General features: G+C 63.8%; 11 protein-coding genes. 9 read left to right on the top strand and 2 right to left on the bottom strand.

The genetic code is table 11. From position 1 onward, the window contains the following. The 4 genes from ACQKPS_RS10940 to ACQKPS_RS10925 all read left to right on the top strand — a co-directional run bounded on the left by ACQKPS_RS10940 (window position 1) and on the right by ACQKPS_RS10925 (window position 4,964). Window positions 1-1,296: a murein hydrolase activator EnvC family protein gene (locus ACQKPS_RS10940; protein WP_254482708.1), complete on the top strand. Its 1,296-nt coding sequence runs from the start codon at window positions 1-3 to the stop codon at window positions 1,294-1,296. 79 nt (window positions 1,297-1,375) lie between these two features. Continuing rightward, entirely contained in the window at window positions 1,376-2,710 is a 1,335-nt protein-coding gene (locus ACQKPS_RS10935; protein WP_054884248.1) for a S41 family peptidase, read from the top strand. Between the two features lie 8 nt (window positions 2,711-2,718). After that, entirely contained in the window at window positions 2,719-3,486 is a 768-nt protein-coding gene (locus tag ACQKPS_RS10930; RefSeq protein WP_254482706.1) for a divergent polysaccharide deacetylase family protein, read from the top strand. An 80-nt stretch (window positions 3,487-3,566) separates the two neighbouring features. Then, window positions 3,567-4,964 (top strand): trypsin-like peptidase domain-containing protein, encoded by a 1,398-nt coding sequence (locus ACQKPS_RS10925; RefSeq protein ID WP_427604009.1) that lies wholly within the window; start codon window positions 3,567-3,569, stop codon window positions 4,962-4,964. Window positions 4,965-5,027: 63 nt separating this feature from the next. Here ACQKPS_RS10925 and ACQKPS_RS10920 read toward each other — a convergent pair whose 3' ends face one another. Then, window positions 5,028-9,683 carry a hypothetical protein gene (locus tag ACQKPS_RS10920; RefSeq protein ID WP_427604007.1) on the bottom strand — a complete coding sequence of 1,552 codons (4,656 nt, stop codon included), beginning with the start codon at window positions 9,681-9,683 and terminating at the stop codon, window positions 5,028-5,030. A gap of 125 nt (window positions 9,684-9,808) precedes the next feature. Then, on the bottom strand, window positions 9,809-11,755 hold the full coding sequence (locus ACQKPS_RS10915; protein WP_254485516.1) for a BCCT family transporter: 1,947 nt from the start codon (window positions 11,753-11,755) through the stop codon (window positions 9,809-9,811). 533 nt (window positions 11,756-12,288) lie between these two features. On the opposite strand from ACQKPS_RS10915, the gene betI reads away from it, so the two are divergent. The 5 genes from betI to mscK all read left to right on the top strand — a co-directional run bounded on the left by betI (window position 12,289) and on the right by mscK (window position 21,564). Beyond that, on the top strand, window positions 12,289-12,945 hold the full coding sequence (gene betI, locus ACQKPS_RS10910; protein ID WP_176508131.1) for a transcriptional regulator BetI: 657 nt from the start codon (window positions 12,289-12,291) through the stop codon (window positions 12,943-12,945). Window positions 12,946-12,982: 37 nt separating this feature from the next. Continuing rightward, the gene (gene betB, locus ACQKPS_RS10905) at window positions 12,983-14,455 is read left to right on the top strand and encodes a betaine-aldehyde dehydrogenase (protein ID WP_054884242.1); all 1,473 of its coding nucleotides are present in this window, start codon (window positions 12,983-12,985) and stop codon (window positions 14,453-14,455) included. A 77-nt stretch (window positions 14,456-14,532) separates the two neighbouring features. Then, window positions 14,533-16,230, top strand: a complete 1,698-nt coding sequence (betA, locus tag ACQKPS_RS10900; RefSeq protein WP_176508129.1) for a choline dehydrogenase — start codon at window positions 14,533-14,535, stop codon at window positions 16,228-16,230. Window positions 16,231-16,477: 247 nt separating this feature from the next. Beyond that, window positions 16,478-18,220: a potassium/proton antiporter gene (locus ACQKPS_RS10895; protein WP_060509850.1), complete on the top strand. Its 1,743-nt coding sequence runs from the start codon at window positions 16,478-16,480 to the stop codon at window positions 18,218-18,220. Window positions 18,221-18,255: 35 nt separating this feature from the next. Next, complete coding sequence (gene mscK, locus ACQKPS_RS10890; protein WP_254482702.1) at window positions 18,256-21,564, top strand: mechanosensitive channel MscK; 3,309 nt, start codon at window positions 18,256-18,258, stop codon at window positions 21,562-21,564. Window positions 21,565-21,594: the final 30 nt, after the last annotated feature.

Genomic DNA, 21,594 nt, shown 5'->3' with positions numbered 1-21,594 from the left:
ATGCTACGCGCCCTGATCCTATTAGCCCTGTCCTGCCTGCTCAGCCCGGCGTTCGCCGATGAGCGCGCGCAGACCCAGCAGCAACTGGACGCCACCCGCCAGGACATTGCCGAGCTCAAGAAGACGCTGAGCAAGCTCCAGGAAGAAAAAGCCGGTGTGCAAAAAGACCTCAAGGCCACCGAGACCGACATCGGCAACCTGGAGAAGCAGGTGGAGGCCCTGCAACAAGAACTAAAAAAGACCGAGGGCGAGCTGGAGCGCCTTGATACCGAGAAAAAAAAACTCCAGAGCGCCCGCGTTGAACAACAGCGGCTGATTGCCATCCAGGCCCGTTCGGCCTACCAGAACAACGGCCGCGAGGAATACCTCAAGCTGCTGCTCAACCAGCAGAATCCTGAGAAGTTCGCCCGCACCCTCACTTATTACGACTACCTGAGCAAGGCGCGCCTCGACCAGCTCAAGGCCTTCAATGAAACGTTGCGCCAGCTGGCCAACGTCGAGCAGGACATTTCCCGCCAGCAGGAACAACTGCTGGCGCAGCGCGCCGACCTCGACACGCGCCGCCAGGCGCTGGATGCCGAGCGCAGCAAACGCCAGCAGGTACTGGCCAAGCTCAACAGCGACGTCAAAGATGGCGACCAGAAGCTGCAGGCCCGCCAACAGGACCAGGCGGACCTGGCCAAGGTGCTCAAGACCATCGAGGAAACCCTGGCACGCCAGGCCCGCGAAGCCGAAGAAGCGCGCAAGAAAGCCCTGCTCGCCCAGCAGGAAGCCGAGAAACGCCGCCAGCAGGAGGCCCTGGCTGCCCGTGCGGACAGGGAAGATAGCGAGCCAACGAAAAAGGCCCGCACCACCCTCGGCCCACTGGTTTCCAGTGACGGCGCCAGCTACGGCGGTGCATTTTCTGCAGCACGGGGAAAACTTCCCTGGCCGGTCAATGGTCGATTGCTGGCACGCTTCGGTGATGCCCGCGGCAACGATGCCCGGGCCAAGTGGGACGGCGTGATGATCAGCGCCAGCCCAGGCACCCAGGTACACGCAGTGCACGGCGGGCGCGTGGTGTTTGCCGACTGGTTGCGCGGCGCTGGACTTCTGGTCATTCTCGACCATGGTAATGGTTACCTGAGCCTGTACGGCCACAACCAGAGCCTGCTCAAGAGCGCCGGCGACATCGTCAAGGCCGGCGAAGCCATTTCCACCGTTGGCGACAGCGGTGGCCAGGACAGCGCAGGCTTGTACTTCGCCATCCGCCAGCAGGGCCGGCCAACCGACCCTTCGCAGTGGTGCCGCGGCTGACACATTACATACGGCATGGCGCCAGGCGCTGCGCCGATGCTCCGCAGGGAGCGCTTACAGGATCAGGAGTTCGTTCGACATGCTGCACTCGCCTCGCCTCACCCAGCTGGCCCTGACCATCGCCCTGGCGATCGGTGCGCCCCTGGCCAGCGCCGCGGAGCCGGTGAAGGCCTCGCCAGCCAAGACTGCCGCAGTGCCGGCCACCGAGGTGACCGCCAAGGCACCGCTGCCGCTGGAAGAGCTGCGCACCTTTGCCGAGGTCATGGACCGTATCAAGGCGGCCTATGTCGAACCGGTGGACGACAAGACCCTGCTGGAGAACGCCATCAAGGGCATGCTCAGCAACCTTGACCCCCACTCGGCCTACCTCGGCCCCGAAGACTTCCAGGAGCTGCAGGAAAGCACCAGCGGCGAATTCGGTGGCCTCGGCATCGAAGTGGGCCAGGAGGACGGCAATATCAAGGTGGTATCGCCTATCGATGACACCCCGGCATCGCGAGCCGGCGTGCAGGCCGGAGACCTGATCGTCAAGATCAACGGCGCCCCGACCCGCGGCCAGACCATGACCGAAGCGGTCGACAAGATGCGTGGCAAGGTTGGCGAGAAGATCACCCTGACCCTGGTGCGCGACGGCGGCAGCCCGTTCGACGTCACCCTTGCCCGCGCGGTAATCCAGGTCAAGAGCGTGAAGAGCCAGCTGCTGGAAAGCGGCTATGGCTACATCCGCATCACCCAATTCCAGGTCAAGACCGGTGACGAGGTCGGCAAGGCCCTGGCCAAGCTGCGCAAGGACAACGGCAAGAAACTGCGCGGGGTGATCCTCGACCTGCGCAACAACCCCGGCGGCGTGCTGCAATCGGCAGTGGAAGTGGCCGACCACTTCCTGACCAAGGGCCTGATCGTCTACACCAAGGGCCGCATCGCCAACTCCGAACTGCGCTTCTCCGCCGACCCGGCCGACGCCAGCGAAGGGGTACCACTGGTGGTATTGATCAACGGCGGCAGCGCTTCGGCCTCGGAAATCGTCGCCGGCGCCCTGCAGGACCAGAAACGCGCCGTGCTGATGGGCACCGACAGCTTTGGCAAGGGCTCGGTGCAGACCGTGCTGCCACTGGCCAATGACCGCGCACTGAAGCTCACCACTGCGTTGTACTACACGCCCAACGGCCGCTCGATCCAGGCCCAGGGCATCGTCCCCGACATCGAAGTGCGTCCAGCCAAATTGACCGCCGATGCCAACGATAACGATACCTTCAAGGAAGCCGACCTGCAGGGCCACCTGGGCAACGGCAACGGTGGTGCTGACCGCCCGACCGGCAGCACCAAGCGCCAGGAACGCCCGCAGGACAGTGACTACCAGCTGAGCCAGGCGCTGAGCCTGCTCAAGGGCCTGAACATCACCAAGGGCGACTGACCCACCCCATGCGTTATCTGCTGTGTCTGTTGGTCTGCCTGATGGCCGGGGTCGCACAAGCGGCGCCGGCCGGCAAGGCCTACATGAGCATCATCATCGACGACCTGGGCCAGAACGCCGAGCGCGACAGCCGCACACTCGCCCTGCCTGGGCCAGTGAACATGGCGATCATGCCCGACACCCCGCACGCCACCGATTTCGCTCGCCAGGCCCACAAGGCCGGCAAGACGGTGATCCTGCACATGCCCATGGACCCGGCCACCGGCCCCTATGCCTGGCATCCCGGCATTCCCCTGGACGAACTGGCCCGACGCCTCGATGCAGCCCTGGCCAAGGTGCCGTATGCCGCCGGTATCAACAACCACATGGGCAGCCGCATGACTGCCCAGCGCGAGCCGATGGCCTGGCTGATGGGCGAATTGCAGCGTCGGCACCTGTTCTTCGTCGACAGCCGCACCAGCGCGGCCACGGTCGCTGCGGCCGAAGCCCAGGCACAGAGCCTGGCGCATGTATCGCGGGATGTATTCCTCGATGACGTACGCACCACCGAGGCAATTACCGGGCAATTGCAGCAAGGTGTTGCTCTGGCCCGCAAGCAAGGCTCGGCCGTGCTGATCGGGCATCCCTACCCGCAGACGCTGGAAGTGCTTGAGCGCGAATTGCCAAGGCTGAGAAGCCAGGGCATCGAGCTGATCAGGCTCAAGCAGATGATCGCCGTGCGCAGCAACCTTGCCATGCCGGGTCACGGCAAGAACGGGCGCTACACCAACCGCTAGATAAGCCCGTCACTTATATACCGCCACGCGCCTCGCCAGCCCCCTCACCCTTCGTCCCTCCATGCTCAGGAGGTACGAATATGCAACGATCAATGCGTCTGGCGACGTTAGGCCTGATACTGCTCACCCAGTTGGCTGACGCCGACGACACCCTGCCCACAGCGCCGCTTACCCTGTACAACAGTGCCGGCCAGAACGCACAGTGGACCGGTGTCGGCCGGCTCACCTGGCGAAACCGGCTGTGCATCGGCACCCTGCTGGACAGCCGCGACGCCACCTTCGGCACCACTGGGCCCGCCTACCTGCTGACAGCCGGCCACTGCGCAGGAGGCGTCAATGGCAAAGTCATCGTCGACCTGCCACTGACCGGCAGCATTGCGTTCAATTACTTTGCCGATACCCAGGACCAGCGCCTCACCGTGCCCTTGAAGCGAACGGTCTGGAGCAGCATGCAAGGTGCCGACCTGGCATTGCTGGAACTGGATGCCACGCTCGACGAGTTGCTGGCGAAAGGCATCAGGCCGGTCAAGCTCGGTCCATCCTCCACATCGACAAACAGGGTCCAGGTCATCGGCGAACCCAGTTCCCTCGGCAAAGGGCTGCGTCTGTCCAGCTGCACGGAGCGCTGGCAGAGTCATTCCAGCGTCGGCAACTGGGTGTGGCGAAACGTCAGGCGCAACGATTGCCAGGGCATCGATGAAGGCGCTTCCGGCAGCCCGGTCATCGACAGCGCCACGCAGCGCCTGATCAGTGTGGTCAACAGCGTGCATGACGATGAGGTCGGCGCCATCCCGCTCCAGCGTGTGCAGGGATGCTTCAGCGCCGGGCAGGCCGACCTGGAGCTGGACGCCTGCCAATTACTGCCTGGTTTTCAGCTCACGCCGCAGGGCAGCGGTTTCAAAACTATCGCCAAGGCCAGAACCTTGGCCGATGGCTCGCTAGAGCAGCCCCGCTGGGACTTCGCCTTCCTGATCGACACGCCACGCTACCGCTACAAGTCCAGCACCGATGCGCTCGCCTGTGAGGACCCGGTCGGCTACAGCGGGACGATCTCCTCGGATGAGGCCAACATCTACGACCCCATCGGCACCACGCCGGGTAAACACTACCTGTGCCTGGTCGGCGTGCAATCACCCGAGCAATTGCCCTCCCGTGCGCTCATGGCCAACAGCCTGAGCCTGGAAGTCGAACTGCTGCCACCCGGCCGGCCCAAGGCTGAGGTGAGCACCGAACGGCTGCCGAACGGGGACATCCGGGTGAACTGGGCACGAGCTGCCGATATCGTGTTCTATCGGGTAAAGCGCGGCCCGGCGGCCACCACCGACTGCGACGATCATTCCGGTTATCGCCTGCTGCGCAGCCAGAGCGTGGTGATCGCACACGCGTCGTTACCCTTGAAACTGTGCAGCGTTGCCATTGACGTCATACGCCAGAGCTCCGAGTTTCGCACTGACTTGCTCGAGGCCAATGTCTCCTGACACCCCCATGGCCGCGGCTGCGCCTGTGCAGGGAAGCACAGACGCAGCGGGCGGTGCCCCTGCTCAGCGACGGGATCCATGGAAGGGAATGATTCCCCTGGCCTGCTCCAGCGTCAGCCTGCCTCGGTGCAGGCGCTGACCTGCTTCGGCCGCCTGGCGGCTGCTCATGCGGCGCTGGCTCCAGGTCTTCAAGTGGCCGGAAACGAAGTCCTCCGGGAAATCATCAGGCGAATTGAAATGGAAGTGCGCAGCCCAGATTTTGCGCTTGGTCGGCAGCAGCAGCAGCACGCGGTATTCGTCGAACGCGCTGCCGTCCTGCATGGTGCGCCGCTCGCCATACTGGACCTCGATCAACCCATCGGCATGCAGAAAGCGCAGCGCCTCGGCCGTAGGGTAGCGAGTGTTCGTGTACAGCATGGTCAAGCGCAGTTTCCTTTCCGACCGCAACGTGCCGGCTTCACGCTCAAGCGTCCTGAGCAGTGCGTCGTTGCCGTTGGCATCGCGGACGATACCGACCGCCCGCTCCAGCTTTTCCAGCTGCCGGTCGAACAGCCGGGCCAGGAGATTACCCTTGATGTCGTTTTCCACGTAGGACCTGGCCTTTTCCCGCACCCCGGCGCTATCCTCGAGCAACGACTGTACCCACAGGGGCAGGTCAGCCGACGGCGCTTCATCGATGAGCGAAGGCAGCTTTTCGCCACGCTGTTGCCAATCGCCACCCACCTGTTCGAACGTGGCCAATAGCTCCCCGGAGACCGACTCGCGCACTTCGAGCAGCGCCTCACCGCCCTCCGTCACGGGCGTGCCGATCAGCAACTGGCCCTCAGCGTTGCGCACCATCTGCTGGGGAACATCGGCCACCACGTAGGGCGATCCCCTGACGGATGTGCCGCCCCCGTCCTGTTCGCGGATGGCCTGTACCAGGCGGGCGCCCGCATCGAGCTTGAGCTTGCCGACATGCTCCCGGTAGCGATCGAGCATGGCCGGCTCGATCAGCGTGCCACCTTCCTCCCGTACGCGGCCGCTGTTGAGCAGTGCCGCGCTGTATTCATCCCAAGCCTCTTGCAGGATAACGATCCTGTCCGCAGCGGACAGGTTGGCAAAGTCGAGCTCGCCATGCACCTGCGCTGCATTGCGCAGGGACATCCCCGCCAGGTCGTCGCGGTAGCGCGCCAGGCGCTTCTGCCCGGTGGCATCGTCGAGGTGCAGGGCCAGGTCTGCCAGGTTCAGCACCTGGTGAAAGCGCAGTTGAACCGTGCTGAACGGGCGTGCGGCTTTCAACTGCCCGACAGTGCGGGGAGGCTCGGACGGCGCTGTGCTGATCAGCTGGTCGTCGGGCGTATCGCTGAGCAGTTCGTCGAGCTGCTCCTGGGCCAGCAACATGCGTTCCTGATACGCCACGACCACCTCGAGCCTTTGTCGGAACTGCCGGTACAGCGCCGAAGCTTCCACCAAGGGCAGCCCGTCGAGGCTCTTTTGCAGACGGGCAAGCCGCGGATAGTCGGTAAGTTGCCAGAGTTCGTGAAAAATGAGGTCGTTGTGGCGGATCTGGTCGATCAAGACATTGGCCCGATGGCTGGCGATCACGCCTTCAAGCCCTGCCGCTCGGCGCGCGTTGGCGTATTTGGGCTCTTGCAGGGTGGTCAGTGCGGGCAGCATTTGCCTGCCAGCACGCACCATGCCTTCCAGCACCTGTATCGAATCATCCCGCAGCCGGGTGACTTCCGCCTGCCGCTGGGCGATCCGTTCCCCATACATGCCGATCAGCGCCTGAGCGTCAGGCGCCCCCTCGGTCCCTTGCTTCTCCTCAAGGCTGGCCTTGAGTGTCTTGAGCTTCTGCAGCTCGGTCTCCTTGGCCAATACGCTGTTGCCCAGTTCCTTGAAGCGTGCCGCGCCAGCAACGACCTGGTTGTCCAGCTCAGTGACGGTGTCGCGCAGGCTCCGGAACCGCGATGCCAGCCGCTCACGGCCAGCCGCACCGCGCATCCCGCCAGCCAGGCGAAGCGCCGGGTCGAGCCGCCATGCACCCTCGACAAACGCAAGCCAGGGCCCATGCCCGCCCTTCGGGTCGATGACACGCACGCCCACCGCCGACACCGCCACCCGGTAGGTTTCCCCCGCCAGGCGAACATAGTGGTGGTTATCCAGCAGATAAAGTTCCTCGTGACCTTCGATCGTCATCGGCTTCACAGCGTCCAACGAAACCGCTGAGCGCATGGCCTGCAGCGCTTGCCGCTGGTGCTTCGGCAGCCAGTTGAAGCCCTGCTGGCCGCGCCAGGAAAAGTCCAGCTGCAACGCAGGCAAAGGCATCTGGGCAGGCGCCAGCGGCTTTTCCAGGGGCACGATTGCCGATTCGGCGAACGCCCCCCGCTGTGGGGCCGGCCCTTCGAATGCCGAGGCATCCGGCCAGGCACCAGGTGCAGCCGCCAGCTTCGGCTGAAGGGCGTGCAACAATGTCATGCTGATGTTCAACATCAGATCGACGACCGCTGCCGAGCGGTCGAAACCGCTGCCTTGTTCAAGGGCGTCGATGTCATGCTGCAGGGCAACCAGCAGCTGGGCCAACCATGCCACGCTGGCAATCGGACCACGCAGTGCCAGGGTCGCCACGTCGAACAAAAGCCCAGCACCTTCGAGCAGGGTCGACCAGCGGTTCTCGGCATTGGACAGCGATTGCCTGTCCGCCAGCTCGACGAGCAGGTCACGGTTCGCCTGATAGAAGCGTTCGTCCAGCTGGTTGCGCCAGAAGCGCAAGCCAAGCGTTGCCGGTTGCGGGCGCTGCAGCGCGACATAGGGATCAATGCCGACATGCACGATATGGGGCTCGCGGAAACCGCCATGGGCATAGGTATCGCGCGCCTGCGGGGCCAGCCAGGTGAGGATGCTGTCCTGCAGCAGGGCCGATTCACGCACATGTTCGAGCAACGCGCCAAGGTTGGCATATTCTCGAACGGTGTCGCGTCGATACAGCGGACGGTAGAGCAGCACCAACGCCGGCTCTGCGCAGTACAGCAGATACATGCCGCGTACCCGGTCTTCGACCTGCGAGCTGCTGCTTCGTCTGAACGCCAAAGGAAGCAGCGCCATCCGCGGGGTCGACAGATCGACATGGCCAGCACAGAAATCGACCACGCACTGCAACCCGGCCTCCGACACCTTGCCGTCGAGCCTGGCAGTGACCGCGCCCGACAGCAAGGCGCTGCGCCATTCCCGCCCCAGCTGCTCGACACGGACACTGCGCTCGCCAGGGTCGTCCAGGCGGGCGGCCACATAGGCCGGATAGCGCCCGCCGATATCAGTCTTGCTTACCAACGTGCGCGCCGCATCGGCGGTCAGCCAGGACGGCGCTGCACGGCCATCGCTACGGCGGATGTTTTCGATGCTCGCGCCCTTGAGCGATGCGAGGTTGCCTATGGCAAAGGCGGTCAGGCTCTTGCTGCCGACGAAGACCAGCGGCTCCCCACCACCGGCACCGGTTGCCGCGCCGCCAGGCACGCCGCGTGCAAGGTAGAGGTCGAGCAGCAGGTCGTCAGGCGAACTGTCCTCGGCATGGTCACTACGCATCTGCGCGCTCACCTGTTCACGGGCGAAATCCGTGAGCGTCTGGATGCCGTCCAGCGCGCCCTTGCCCTGCGAATCGAGCTGGTTCAGCGCCAGCGAGAGCAGCGCGGAGCTGCAAGCGAAACTGTTTTGCGCGGCAGTGGCCAGCAGCCCCGGCGGCGGGCGTACCGCCGGCGTTTCGTTTTCATAGCGAACGAACCACGGCGACACATCGCTCAGCTGTGCATAGCGCTGCTCCAACGCACCGACATCGGCCAGCCCCAGGCAGCGCGCCCGCTCTACCCGGTGGCACAGCGCGTCCAGCAGCAAAGCCACCTGCTGGGCGAACACATTGCCTTCGACAGGATGACGCTGCCAGGTCATGCTTTCGAAGCGGTAGCGCTGGGCCAGGTCATCGCGCAGTGCCTGACCGAACAGTGCCAGCGAAGCGAACGCACGCACCTCGCCTGAAGGCGCGCAATACAGCACCAGCTGACGCTCATCCAGCTCCGCGAGCAGCAGAACATGGGCCTGCATCTCATCGTATTCCCGGCCATCGCTGACCATGCTCGCCCGCACGAAAAACGCCGCGGGCTGATCATGCCCACCGCGGATCAGGCCGCGCACGCACGCCTGCTCCTGCACATCCAGCCCTTGGAAAGGCAACGCGCGCAGCAGTGCGGTCTTGAGCAGCAACTGCAACCACTGATCGCGGCTGACCCCCGCGCTGCCCTTGGCATTCCAGTAGGCGAGCTGGGCCTCGCAGAAATACTGCGGCAGCTGCGCCAGCAGCTCGTTGAGCGCATCTGACAGGCCCTTCAGTTGCCGGGTATCGAGCGGGTGGTGTGAGCCTGGAAACCGATAGGGCTCGCTGAGCCCGAGGTTGTGATGGCGCTCGCCCAAGGGTTCGAGGTCGAGCGGGGTCGAATCCAGCAAGCCCTGCAAGAGGCGGTCTACCAGCGGTTGCGTGGTCCAGTACGGCGTCGCCGGGTCGGGACTGTCCAGCAGCAGGGGGTCGGCCGAGGAAAGGGCCGGATGCACCCGTGCCAGCCAGGGCAGTTTCGCCAGCAAGGTCTTGAGCAGGTGTTCGCTGGCGACCTCGCGCAGGGTTGGGCGATCGCCGAACTGGGTGGCAACCGCCTGCTGGAAATCGAATGTGGGCGTGTCTGAAGGGTTCATGCCGCAGGCCTCTGGTGAAAACCGACAGGCTGCTGCAAACCTCTCGCAAGGCTGGGCTACATAATGCTCGGGTACAAAAAAGGCCCTGCTCCGCAGAGCAAGGCCTTCAGTTCAGCGCAACGGTGTCAGCTGTAGACACGCCCCAACAGCTGCCGGTGGCTTTCGAACTGATCCAGCACATCGCGCACGATCTGCTCCGGCGCGAAGCCCATCAGGTCGTACTCCTGGCTGCCATCGTGCAGATACACCTCGGCACGGTAGAAGCGCTGGCGCACTTCCGGCTCGCCTTCCACCGGCGCCTCGCTCGGTGCGGCCAGGTAGCCGTCCAGGCTCACTTCGTAAACGAACGGGTTGCCCTCGTCCATCATCACCCGCAAGCCCATCATGTTGCGTGACTGGCCAACGCGGGTTTCCACCTCGAAGCCCAAGGTCTGCAACTGCGCGGCGGCTTCTTTGAGCGCCGGGCTGACGTGCTTGTCCATGAAGCGCTGGACCACGGCCTGGGTCGGCTGCAATTCCAGCTGGGTCAGGCGCTCGGAGAAGCCGCGGCGGCCACGGGCGGCCAGCTCGGCACGCTCATGCTCGACGGCCACGTCCTGCTTCATGGCCTTGTACAGGCCGAACATGAACAGCACCAGCACTACCGAGAACGGCAGGCCGGCCAGCACCACCATGGTCTGCATGGCTTCGAAGTTACCGGCGAACAGCAAGCCGATGGTGACCAGGGTGATGACCACCGACCAGAACACCACCATCCAATGCGGGGCGTCTTCGTCGACCTTGCCGCCTGTGCACGACAGGTTGGCCATCATTACCGCACCGGAATCGGCCGGGGTGAGGAACAGCACGAAGCCGACGAATACCGCCACACCGATCACGATCTTGGCCGCCGGGAAGTATTCCAGCAGTTGGTAGATCGACATCGAAGGCTGTTCAAGCGCGGTCTTGCCCAGCTCGACCGCGCCCTGGTTGATGACCAGGTCCAGCGCGGTGTTGCCGAAGATCGACAGCCAGGCCAGGGTGAAGCCCAGCGGGATCAGCAGCACGCCGCTAACCAGCTGGCGCACGGTACGGCCCTTGGAAATACGGGCAATGAACATGCCGACGAACGGGCCCCAGGAGATCCACCAGGCCCAGTAGAACACGGTCCACAGGCCCAGCCAGCGCTCGGACTTGCCGGCTTCGCCTTCGTATACGTAGAGGTCGAAGGTCTTCAGCACGATACCGTTGAGGTAGTCGCCGATGTTCTGCACGAAGCCGTTGAGCAGGTGCAGGGTTTCGCCGCCCAGCAGCACGAAGATCAGCAGACCACTGAACAGCATGATGTTCAGGTTGGACAGGCGACGAATGCCGTTCTCCACACCCGATACAGCCGCCACGGTGGCCACGCCGGCCATCACCAGGATCACCACCAGCAGGTTGGTCTTGCTGTGGTCCATGCCGAACAGGTACTCCAGGCCGGAGGACACCTGCATCGAACCGATGCCTAAGTTGGTCACCAGGCCCAGCAGGGTCACGAACATGCCGAAGATGTCCACGGCATTGCCCGCAGCGCCTTTGACCCAGCGCTCACCCACCAGCGGGTAAAGCGCCGAGCGCAGGGCCAACGGTTGATTGTGGCGGTAGGCGAAGTAACCCACGGCCAGGCCGACCAGGGCGTAGATCGCCCAGCCATGCAGGCCCCAGTGCAGGAAGGTCAGTTGCAGGCCCTGGCGCGCGGCTTCGAGGCTGGCAGAGGTGCCCTCTGGCGGGTTGAAGTAGTGGTCCAGCGGCTCGGACGCGCCGAAGTACAGCAGCGAAATGCCGATACCCGAGGAGAACAGCATGCCGGCCCAGGCGCCGTAGCTGAAGTCAGGCTGATCGTCTTTGCCGCCAAGCTTGAGCTTGCCGTAGTCAGAGAAGGCCAGGTAGACGACGAACAGCAGGTAACCGCCGATCACCAGCATGTAGTACCAGCCGAAGGTGCGGGTCAGCCATTTCTGGGCTACGCCCAGCACCTGGCCGGCAGTTTCAGGTACAGCGATCAACAAGGCAGTCAGAACGAGGATCATCAGCGCGGAGGTGAAGAACACCACGCGGTTGACCCGGACCCTCTCGGCGGGGGGCTTGGTAAGTGAGGCAGAACTCATTGCACGAATGCTCCGGGCAGTACGGCTTTGGAGGCTAATCAGTCTTTTCCCGAGCAATTGGTGGAATTCCGCCACTGCATCAGGTGTTATAAAAGCACCCTGGAAACCGCGATCCCGAATCGATACGTTGCAAAAAACAGACAGGTGGCCTGCTGCAAATGCCACGCCCTCCACTAAGGTGCGCGCATTCGTCACAGATCACCCCGCCCGCTCCAAGGGCCTGTCGCAGGCCAGTGACCGTACGGCAGAATCTGCATTTCGCCTCGCTCATGCCCGTCAACGCCTTGTATTCCGGGGGTTACGCGATTTCCTGGGGTGTCAATCCGTGCCTTCTCGACCGCCTGAAAGACTGTCAATGGCACAAATTGTCGCAGAGCTTATTCTTTATTGATTGAACGTTCAATCAAAACAAAATAGACTGGCCTTCGCCGAGTCAGCCGCCTGTCGTCTGCTCGCAGGCCTGAGGAGATAGCAAGATGCCCAAGGTCGGTATGCAACCCATCCGCCGCCAGCAGTTGATCGAAGCCACATTGCAGGCAGTCGATCAGGTCGGACTGGGTGACGCCAGCATTGCGCTGATTGCCCGTTTGGCCGGCGTGTCGAACGGCATCATCAGTCACTACTTTCGGGACAAGAACGGCCTGATCGCAGCGACGATGGGTTACATCATGAACATGCTCAACGAAGGCGTTAGAGCACGTCGCCAGGCACTGACGGACGACAGCCCGCGCGCCCACCTGAAAGTGATCATCGAGGGCAACTTCGATGCCAGCCAGGTGAACGGCCCGGCAATGAAAACCTGGTTGGCCTTCTGGGCTTCCAGCATGCACCAGCCCGATTTGCACAGGTTGCAGCGGATCAACGATCACCGCCTGTATTCCAACCTGTGCTGCCAGTTCCGCCGCGCCCTGCCGCTCTACCATGCGCGCAAGGCAGCCCGCGGCCTGGCAGCCCTGATCGACGGCCTGTGGCTGCGTGGTGCCCTGTCGGGAGATGCATTCGACACCGACCAGGCGATACGGATTGCATACGAATACATGGATCTACAACTGGCTAAACAGCACACCCTGGACACAGACGACCAGGCCGCTGATCAAGCGCGCACGGCCCTTGCCCACCCGGCAGGAGCGTGACGCGCAGCCAACCACACACTGCACTTGCGAGGACACTATGGCCCGTTTCGGAACGCAAAAACTCTACATTGATGGCGCTTACGTCGACGCTGGCAGCGATGCCACCTTCGAAGCCATCAACCCGGCTACCGGCGAAGTCCTCGCCCACGTGCAACGTGCCACCGAGGCCGACGTCGAGAAGGCGGTGGAAAGCGCCGAGCGCGGCCAGAAGGTCTGGGCCGCGATGACCGCCATGCAGCGTTCGCGCATCCTGCGCCGCGCCGTCGACATCCTGCGCGAGCGCAACGATGAACTGGCCATGCTGGAAACCCTGGACACCGGCAAGTCGTACTCGGAAACCCGCTACGTCGACATCGTCACCGGCGCCGACGTGCTGGAGTACTACGCAGGCCTGGTACCGGCCATCGAAGGCGAGCAGATCCCCCTGCGCGAGTCGTCCTTCGTCTACACCCGCCGCGAGCCGCTGGGCGTGACCGTCGGTATCGGCGCGTGGAACTACCCGATCCAGATCGCCCTGTGGAAATCCGCCCCGGCCCTGGCCGCTGGCAACGCGATGATCTTCAAGCCCTCGGAAGTCACTTCGCTGACGACCCTGAAACTGGCCGAGATCTACACCGAAGCCGGCCTGCCGAATGGCGTGTTCAACGTCCTGACCGGCAGCGGCCGCGAAGTCGGCACCTGGCTGACCGAGCACCCACGCATCGAGAAAGTCTCCTTCACCGGCGGCACCACCACCGGCAAGAAGGTCATGGCCAGCGCCTCGAGCTCGTCGCTCAAGGAAGTCACCATGGAACTGGGCGGCAAGTCGCCACTGATCATCTGCGCCGACGCCGACCTGGACAAGGCCGCCGACATCGCCATGATGGCCAACTTCTACAGCTCCGGTCAGGTCTGCACCAACGGCACTCGCGTGTTCATCCCGGCGGCAATGAAAGCAGCCTTCGAAGCCAAGATCGCCGAGCGCGTTGCCCGCATCCGCGTTGGCAACCCGGAAGACGAGAACACCAACTTTGGCCCGCTGGTCAGCTTCCAGCACATGGAAAGCGTGCTCGGCTACATCGCCAAAGGTAAAGAAGAAGGTGCCCGCGTGCTGTGCGGCGGCGAGCGTCTGACTGCCGGTGATTTCGCCAAAGGCGCCTTCGTGGCCCCGACCGTATTCACCGATTGCACCGATGACATGACCATCGTCAAGGAAGAGATCTTCGGCCCGGTGATGAGCATCCTCACCTACGAAACCGAAGAAGAAGTCATCCGCCGTGCCAACGACACCGACTACGGCCTGGCCGCCGGTGTCTGCACCAACGACATCTCCCGCGCCCACCGCATCATCCACCAGCTGGAAGCCGGTATCTGCTGGATCAATGCCTGGGGCGAATCGCCAGCCGAAATGCCGGTTGGCGGCTACAAGCAGTCGGGCGTCGGCCGTGAGAACGGCGTCAGCTCGCTGGCTCAATACACTCGCATCAAGTCGGTCCAGGTCGAGCTGGGCGGCTACAACTCGGTCTTCTAAGGCCCTGTCCAGCCACGCCCGTTGCCACCGCACGGGCGTTTCCGCTCCCTGATCACCGCCAACACGAGGGTACTTTCATGTCCCAAGAATTCGATTACATCATCGTCGGAGCAGGCTCCGCCGGTAACACCCTGGCGACTCGCCTGACCGAAGACGCCGGCGTCACCGTACTGCTGCTGGAAGCCGGTGGCCCCGACTACCGCTTCGACTTCCGCACCCAGATGCCGGCCGCCCTGGCCTTCCCGCTGCAGGGCCGTCGCTACAACTGGGCCTACGAGACCGACCCGGAGCCGCACATGAACGGCCGCCGCATGGAATGTGGCCGTGGCAAGGGCCTGGGTGGCTCGTCGCTGATCAACGGCATGTGCTACATCCGTGGTAACGCCATGGACTTCGACGGCTGGGCGAAACTGCCAGGCCTGGAAGACTGGACCTACCTCGACTGCCTGCCGTACTTCCGCAAGGCCGAAACGCGCGACATCGGCCCGAACGACTATCACGGCGGCGAAGGCCCGGTCAGCGTGACCACGCCAAAGGCTGGTAACAACCCGCTGTTCCACGCCATGGTCGAAGCTGGCGTGCAGGCCGGCTACCCGCGCACCGAGGACCTCAACGGCTACCAGCAGGAAGGCTTCGGTCCGATGGACCGCACCGTAACCAAGCAGGGCCGTCGTTCCAGCACCGCCCGTGGCTACCTGGATCAGGCCAAGAAGCGCCCGAACCTGACCATCGTCACTCACGCCCTCACTGACCGCGTGCTGTTCGACGGCAAGCGCGCCATTGGCGTGACTTACCTGGTCGGCGACAGCGAAGAGCGCGTCGAAGCCCGCGCCCGCAAGGAAGTGATCGTAAGCTCCGGCGCCATTGCTTCGCCGCAGCTGCTGCAGCGTTCCGGCGTTGGCCCGCGCGCCCTGCTGGAAAGCCTCGACATCCCGGTGGTGCACGACCTGCCAGGCGTCGGCGAAAACCTGCAGGACCACCTTGAGCTGTACCTGCAGTACGCTTGCACCCAGCCAGTGTCGCTGTACCCCTCGCTGCTGTGGTGGAACCAGCCGGCCATCGGCGCCGAGTGGATGTTCAAGGGTACCGGTATCGGCGCCAGCAACCAGTTCGAGGCCGGTGGTTTCATCCGCACCCGCCCTGAATTCGAATGGCCGAACATTCAGTATCACTTCCTGCCGGTCGCGATTAACTACAACGGCTCCAACGGCGTGAAGGAACACGGTTTCCAGGCGCACATGGGCTCGATGCGCTCGCCAAGCCGTGGCCGCATCCAGGTCAAGTCGAAGGACCCGCGCCAGCACCCGAGCATCCTGTTCAACTACATGGCCACCGAGCAGGACTGGCAGGAGTTCCGTGACGGCATCCGCCTGACCCGCGAAATCATGGCCCAGCCGGCGCTGGACCCGTACCGCGGTCGCGAGATCAGCCCGGGCGAGCACGTGCAGACGGATGAAGAGCTGGACAAGTTCATCCGCGAACACGCCGAAACCGCCTTCCACCCGTCCTGCTCGTGCAAGATGGGCACCGACGAGATGGCCGTGGTCGACGGCGAAGGCCGCGTGCATGGCATGAAGGGCCTGCGTGTGGTCGATGCGTCGATCATGCCGATCATCATCACCGGCAACCTCAACGCCACCACGATCATGATCGCCGAGAAGATCTCGGACAAGATCCGCAACCGCAAGCCGCTGCCGCGCAGCACCGCCAAGTACTATGTGGCCAATGGTGCACCGGTAAAAGGCAAGCCAATGCGTGAAGTGAAGCAGGCGTAAGCCCGCACCGGCCCCTTCGCGGCTAAAGCCGCTCCCACAAGGACCGCGCGGTGACTGTAGGAGCGGCTTCAGCCGCGAAAGGGCCCACCCAGGCAACATCAGAAAAAGGCACCCTCCGCGGTGCCTTTTTTTCATCTGCAGAAACGCTTTACAGCCTGCCAATTCATCAGGTTAGAATCAGTTGGCACGCGACTTGCCAAGTCAAGGCGCCAAGCCCCCTTCCCGCGATATCCCGGAGTACCTGCCTTTGGATGCAAGCACCATCAACAGCCTGTTCTTGATCGGCGCATTGCTGGTGGGCGCAAGTATCCTGGTCAGCTCGCTGTCATCGCGCCTGGGCATCCCCATTCTGGTCATCATCCTCGCCGTCGGCATGGTCGCCGGTGTCGATGGTGGCGGCATCATCTTCAACAACTACCCGACCGCCTACCTGGTGGGCAACCTGGCATTGGCCGTGATCCTCCTTGACGGTGGCCTGCGCACGCGGGTGGCGAGCTTCCGCGTGGCACTGTGGCCGGCGCTTTCGCTGGCCACCGTCGGCGTGATGATCACCACCGCACTCACCGGCATGGTAGCTGCCTGGCTGTTCAACCTGAGCCTGATCCAAGGCCTGCTGATCGGCGCCATCGTCGGCTCCACCGACGCCGCCGCGGTATTTTCGCTGCTCGGCGGCAAAGGCCTGAACGAGCGGGTTACCGCCACGCTGGAAATCGAATCGGGCAGCAACGACCCGATGGCCGTGTTCCTCACCGTCACCCTGATCGACATGATCGCCAGCGGCCAGACTGGCTTGCACTGGAGCCTGCTGGGCCACTTGCTGCGCGAGTTCGGTATCGGCGGCCTGCTTGGCTTGGGTGGCGGCTGGCTGATGCTGCAGCTGGTCAACCGCATCAACCTAGCCGGCGGGCTGTACCCGATCCTGGTGGTCGCCGGCGGCCTGGTGGTGTTCTCGCTGACCAACGCCCTGCACGGCAGTGGCTTCCTCGCCGTGTACCTGTGCGGCCTGGTGCTGGGCAACAAGCCGATCCGCAGCCGCCACGGCATCCTGCACATGCTCGACGGCATGGCCTGGCTGGCCCAGATCGGCATGTTCCTGGTGCTGGGGCTGCTGGTCACGCCCCATGACCTGCTGCCGATCGCCCTGCCGGCGCTGGGCCTGGCGTTGTGGATGATCCTGGTGGCGCGACCATTGTCGGTGGTTGCCGCACTGCTGCCGTTCAAAGCCTTCCACGGCCGCGAGAAAGGCTTCATTTCCTGGGTCGGCCTGCGTGGCGCGGTACCGATCATTCTGGCGGTGTTTCCGCTGATGGCCGGGCTGCCGGACGCCCAGCTGTTCTTCAACCTGGCGTTCTTCATCGTACTGGTGTCGCTGCTGGTGCAGGGCACCAGCCTGCCGTGGATGGCCAAGCTGCTCAAAGTCACCGTACCGCCGGACCCGGCACCGATCTCGCGCTCTGCGCTGGAAGTGCACGTCACCAGCGAGTGGGAGCTGTTCGTCTACCGCCTGGGTGCGGAAAAGTGGTGCATTGGCGCCGCCCTGCGCGAGCTCAAGATGCCCGAAGGCACGCGTATCGCCGCACTGTTCCGGGGCGAACAACTGCTGCACCCGTCCGGCAGTACGGTACTGGAGGTAGGCGACATGCTCTGCGTGATCGGCCACGAACATAACCTTCCGGCGCTGGGCAAGCTGTTCAGCCAGGCGCCGCAGCGTGGTCTGGACCTGCGTTTCTTTGGCGACTTCGTGCTCGAAGGCGATGCCGAGCTAGGTGCGGTGGCCGCACTTTATGGCCTCAAACTGGACGGCCTGGACGCGAAAATGCCGCTGGCGCAGTTCATCCGACAGAAGGTCGGAGGCGCTCCAGTAGTAGGCGACCAGGTCGAATGGCACGGCACGATCTGGACCGTGGCGACCATGGACGGGAACAAGATCCAGAAAGTCGGCGTCAGATTCCCCGAAGGAACGCGACCCGGACCAGGATTGTTCCTCTAAACTCCGTTTCTGCCTGATCCACAAGTAGTCTGCCTATGTCCCTGCGCGTGTACCTTCGCACAGCCCTGCTGGGGTTGTGCCTGTCCATTTCTTTCGCGGTCAACGCGGCAGAAGCCCCGACCACCGCCAGCATCCAGAACAGCCTCGACAAGATCGCCGAGCGCAAGCTGCCCGAGGCCGACCAGAAGGCCCTGCAGCAGGTGCTCGAGCAGACCTTGAACCTGCTCAACAGCAAGGAAGACAGCGAGAAGAAGCTTGCCGCGCTCAAGCAGCAGTTGGCCAGCGCCCCCAAGGAAACCAGCGAAAGCCAGAAAGAACTGGCCAAGCTCAAGGAAAGCAAGCCCCAGCCGGTCGCCCAGCGCTATGCCAGCCTGAGCGTGCCACAGCTCGAGCAGATGCTCAGCGAACGCAACACCCAGCAGGGAGATTTGCAAAAGGCGCTGTCCGAAGCCAACAGCCTGATCATCAACTCGCAGACCCGCCCCGAACGGGCCCAGGCCGAGATCAGCAACAACCAGACCCGCACCCAGCAGATCAACAGCAGCCTCAAGAGCGGCAAGGACGGCGGCAAGCCGATCAACGCTGACCAGCGCAACCAGCTCAATGCCGAACTGGCCTCGCTCAACGCGCTGACCCTGCTACGTCGCCAGGAGCTGGCCGGTAACGGCCTGCTGCAAGACCTGGGCAACGCCCGTCATGACCTGCTGATCGAACGCGCCGCGCGCCTGGAGCAGGAAATCCAGGACCTGCAGACGCTGATCAACGAGAAACGCCTGGCCCAGTCCCAGGAGGCCGTCACCCAGCAGTCGATCGAAGCGCAAAAGGCCGGCGGCAGCAGCCTGCTGGCCACCGAGAGCGCGGCCAACCTGAAGCTCTCCGACTATCTGCTCAAAAGCACCGACCGCCTCAACGAGCTGACCCAGCAGAACCTGCGCACCAAGCAGCAGCTCGACAGCCTGACCCAGGCCGACCAGGCACTGGATGAGCAGATCAACGTGCTCAAGGGCAGCCTGCTGCTGTCGAAGATCCTCTACAAGCAGAAGCAAGCACTGCCGCACCTGAAGCTCGACCGCGACCTGGCCGACCAGATCGCCGATATCCGCCTTTACCAGTTCGAGATCAACCAGCAGCGCGAGCAGATGAGCAGCCCGGTGACTTACGTCGACAAGCTGCTGGCCAGCCAGCCGCAGGAAGACGTTACGCCGCAACTGCGCAAGGCCCTGCTGGAAGTGGCGATCACCCGCAGCGACCTGCTCGAACGCCTGAATCGCGAGCTGTCGGCGCTGCTCAACGAATCGATCACCCTGCAGCTCAACCAGAAGCAGCTGCTGGGTACCGCCCAGGGCCTGCGCAACACCCTCGACGAGCAGATGTTCTGGATCCCCAGCAACAAGCCGCTGGACTGGGACTGGCTGCGCCTGGTGCCGGAACGCTTCCCCGAACAGGTTGCCAGCCTGCCCTGGGGCTCGGGCTTCAAGGAGCTGGCCGACGGCCTGGGCCAGCGGCCGCTGCTGTTCCTGCCCCTGCTGCTGGCGATCGGCGCCCTGCTGTGGCGGCGCAAGTACCTCTACCAACGGCTGGGCAAGGTGCACCAGGACATCGGCCACTTCCGCCGTGACAGCCAGTGGCACACCCCCCAGGCCATCCTGATCAACATCCTCCTGGCGATGCCAGTGAGCCTGGGCCTGGCGCTGTGCAGCTATGCCCTGCAGATCGACGCCCGCGGGCAGAACGCCAACCTCGGCGCGGCGTTGTGGCAACTGGCCCAGGCCTGGCTGGTGTTCTACACCGCCTACCGCATCCTCGCGCCTGGCGGCGTGGCGGAAGTCCACTTCCGCTGGCACAAACCGCAGGTCGAATTCCTGCGCGGCTGGGTACGCCGGTTGGGCACCGTGGTGCTGGCGCTGGTTGGCGTGGTGGCAGTTGCCGAGCACCAGCCTTCGGCCCTGGCCGACGACGTGCTCGGCATCGGCGTGGTACTGACCTGCTACGCGCTGATGGCCTGGCTGCTCAGCCGTCTGCTGCTGAGCAGCCCGGCGCACCGCGACACGTCGCTGTTCCGCAGGGCTGTCGGGGTGGCCTTCACCGCACTGCCGATCGCGCTGTTCGTGGCCGTGTGCTTCGGCTACTACTACACCGCACTGAAACTGACCGACCGGCTGATCTATACCCTCTACCTGCTGCTGTTCTGGCTGGTGATCGAAGCCGCCTTTGTCCGTGGCCTGTCGGTCGCTGCGCGGCGCCTGGCCTACCAGCGCGCGCTGAGCAAGCGCCAGGCGGCCAAGGAAGGGCTGGATGGCGAAGTCATCACCGAAGAGCCGACCCTGGACATCGAACAGGTCAACCAGCAGTCGCTGCGCCTGATCCGCCTGGCCCTGCTCGGCGGTTTCATCGCTGGCCTGTACTGGGTCTGGTCGGACCTGATCTCGGTATTTGCCTACCTCAACAACTTTGTGCTGTACGAGTACACCAGCGGTACCGGGGCCGCCGCCAGCATGGTGCCGATCAGCCTCGGCGACCTGCTCGGAGCGCTGGTGATCGTCGGCATCACCTTCGCCCTGGCGGGCAACTTGCCGGGCCTGCTGGAAGTGCTGGTGCTGTCGCGCCTGAACCTGGCCCAGGGCAGCGCCTACGCCACCACCACGCTGCTGTCGTACACCATCGTCGGTGTCGGCATCGTCAGTACCCTGTCGACCCTCGGGGTGAGCTGGGACAAGCTGCAGTGGCTGGTAGCAGCGCTGTCGGTGGGCCTGGGCTTCGGCATGCAGGAGATCTTCGCCAACTTCATCTCCGGCATCATGATCCTGTTCGAGCGCCCCGTGCGGATCGGCGACACCATTACCATCGGCAACCTGTCCGGCACCGTGAGCAAGATCCGCATCCGCGCCACCACCATCACCGACTTCGACCGCAAGGACATCATCGTCCCCAACAAGACCTTCATCACCGGCCAGCTGATCAACTGGTCGCTGACCGACACGGTCACGCGGGTGACGCTGAAGCTGGGCATCGACTATGGCTCTGACCTCGACCTGGTACGCGACCTGCTGCTCAAGGGTGCCCACGAGAACCCGCGAGTACTCAAGGACCCGGAACCGATCGTGTACTTCCTGAACTTCGGCGAGAGCTCGCTGGACCACGAACTGCGCATGCACGTTCGTGACCTGGGTGACCGCAACCCGACGCTGGACGAGATCAATCGCTACATCAACCGCGAGTTCAAGGCCCACAACATCAAGATCTCGGTACGCCAGGTCGAGGTGTTCCTGATGGACCCGAAAGGCGGCAAGCAGCAGCTGATCCCGACGGAGCAACCTAAACCGGATGGCACTGCACCGGCCTGAGTGGGCTCGAATGCTTTATTCTGTGCTGAA

Source organism: Pseudomonas sp. NPDC086566, from assembly GCF_050280885.1.
Taxonomy (GTDB): domain Bacteria; phylum Pseudomonadota; class Gammaproteobacteria; order Pseudomonadales; family Pseudomonadaceae; genus Aquipseudomonas; species Aquipseudomonas vlassakiae.
Note: the sequence above shows the minus strand (reverse complement) of the source record. Positions and strands in the feature narration are given on the sequence as shown.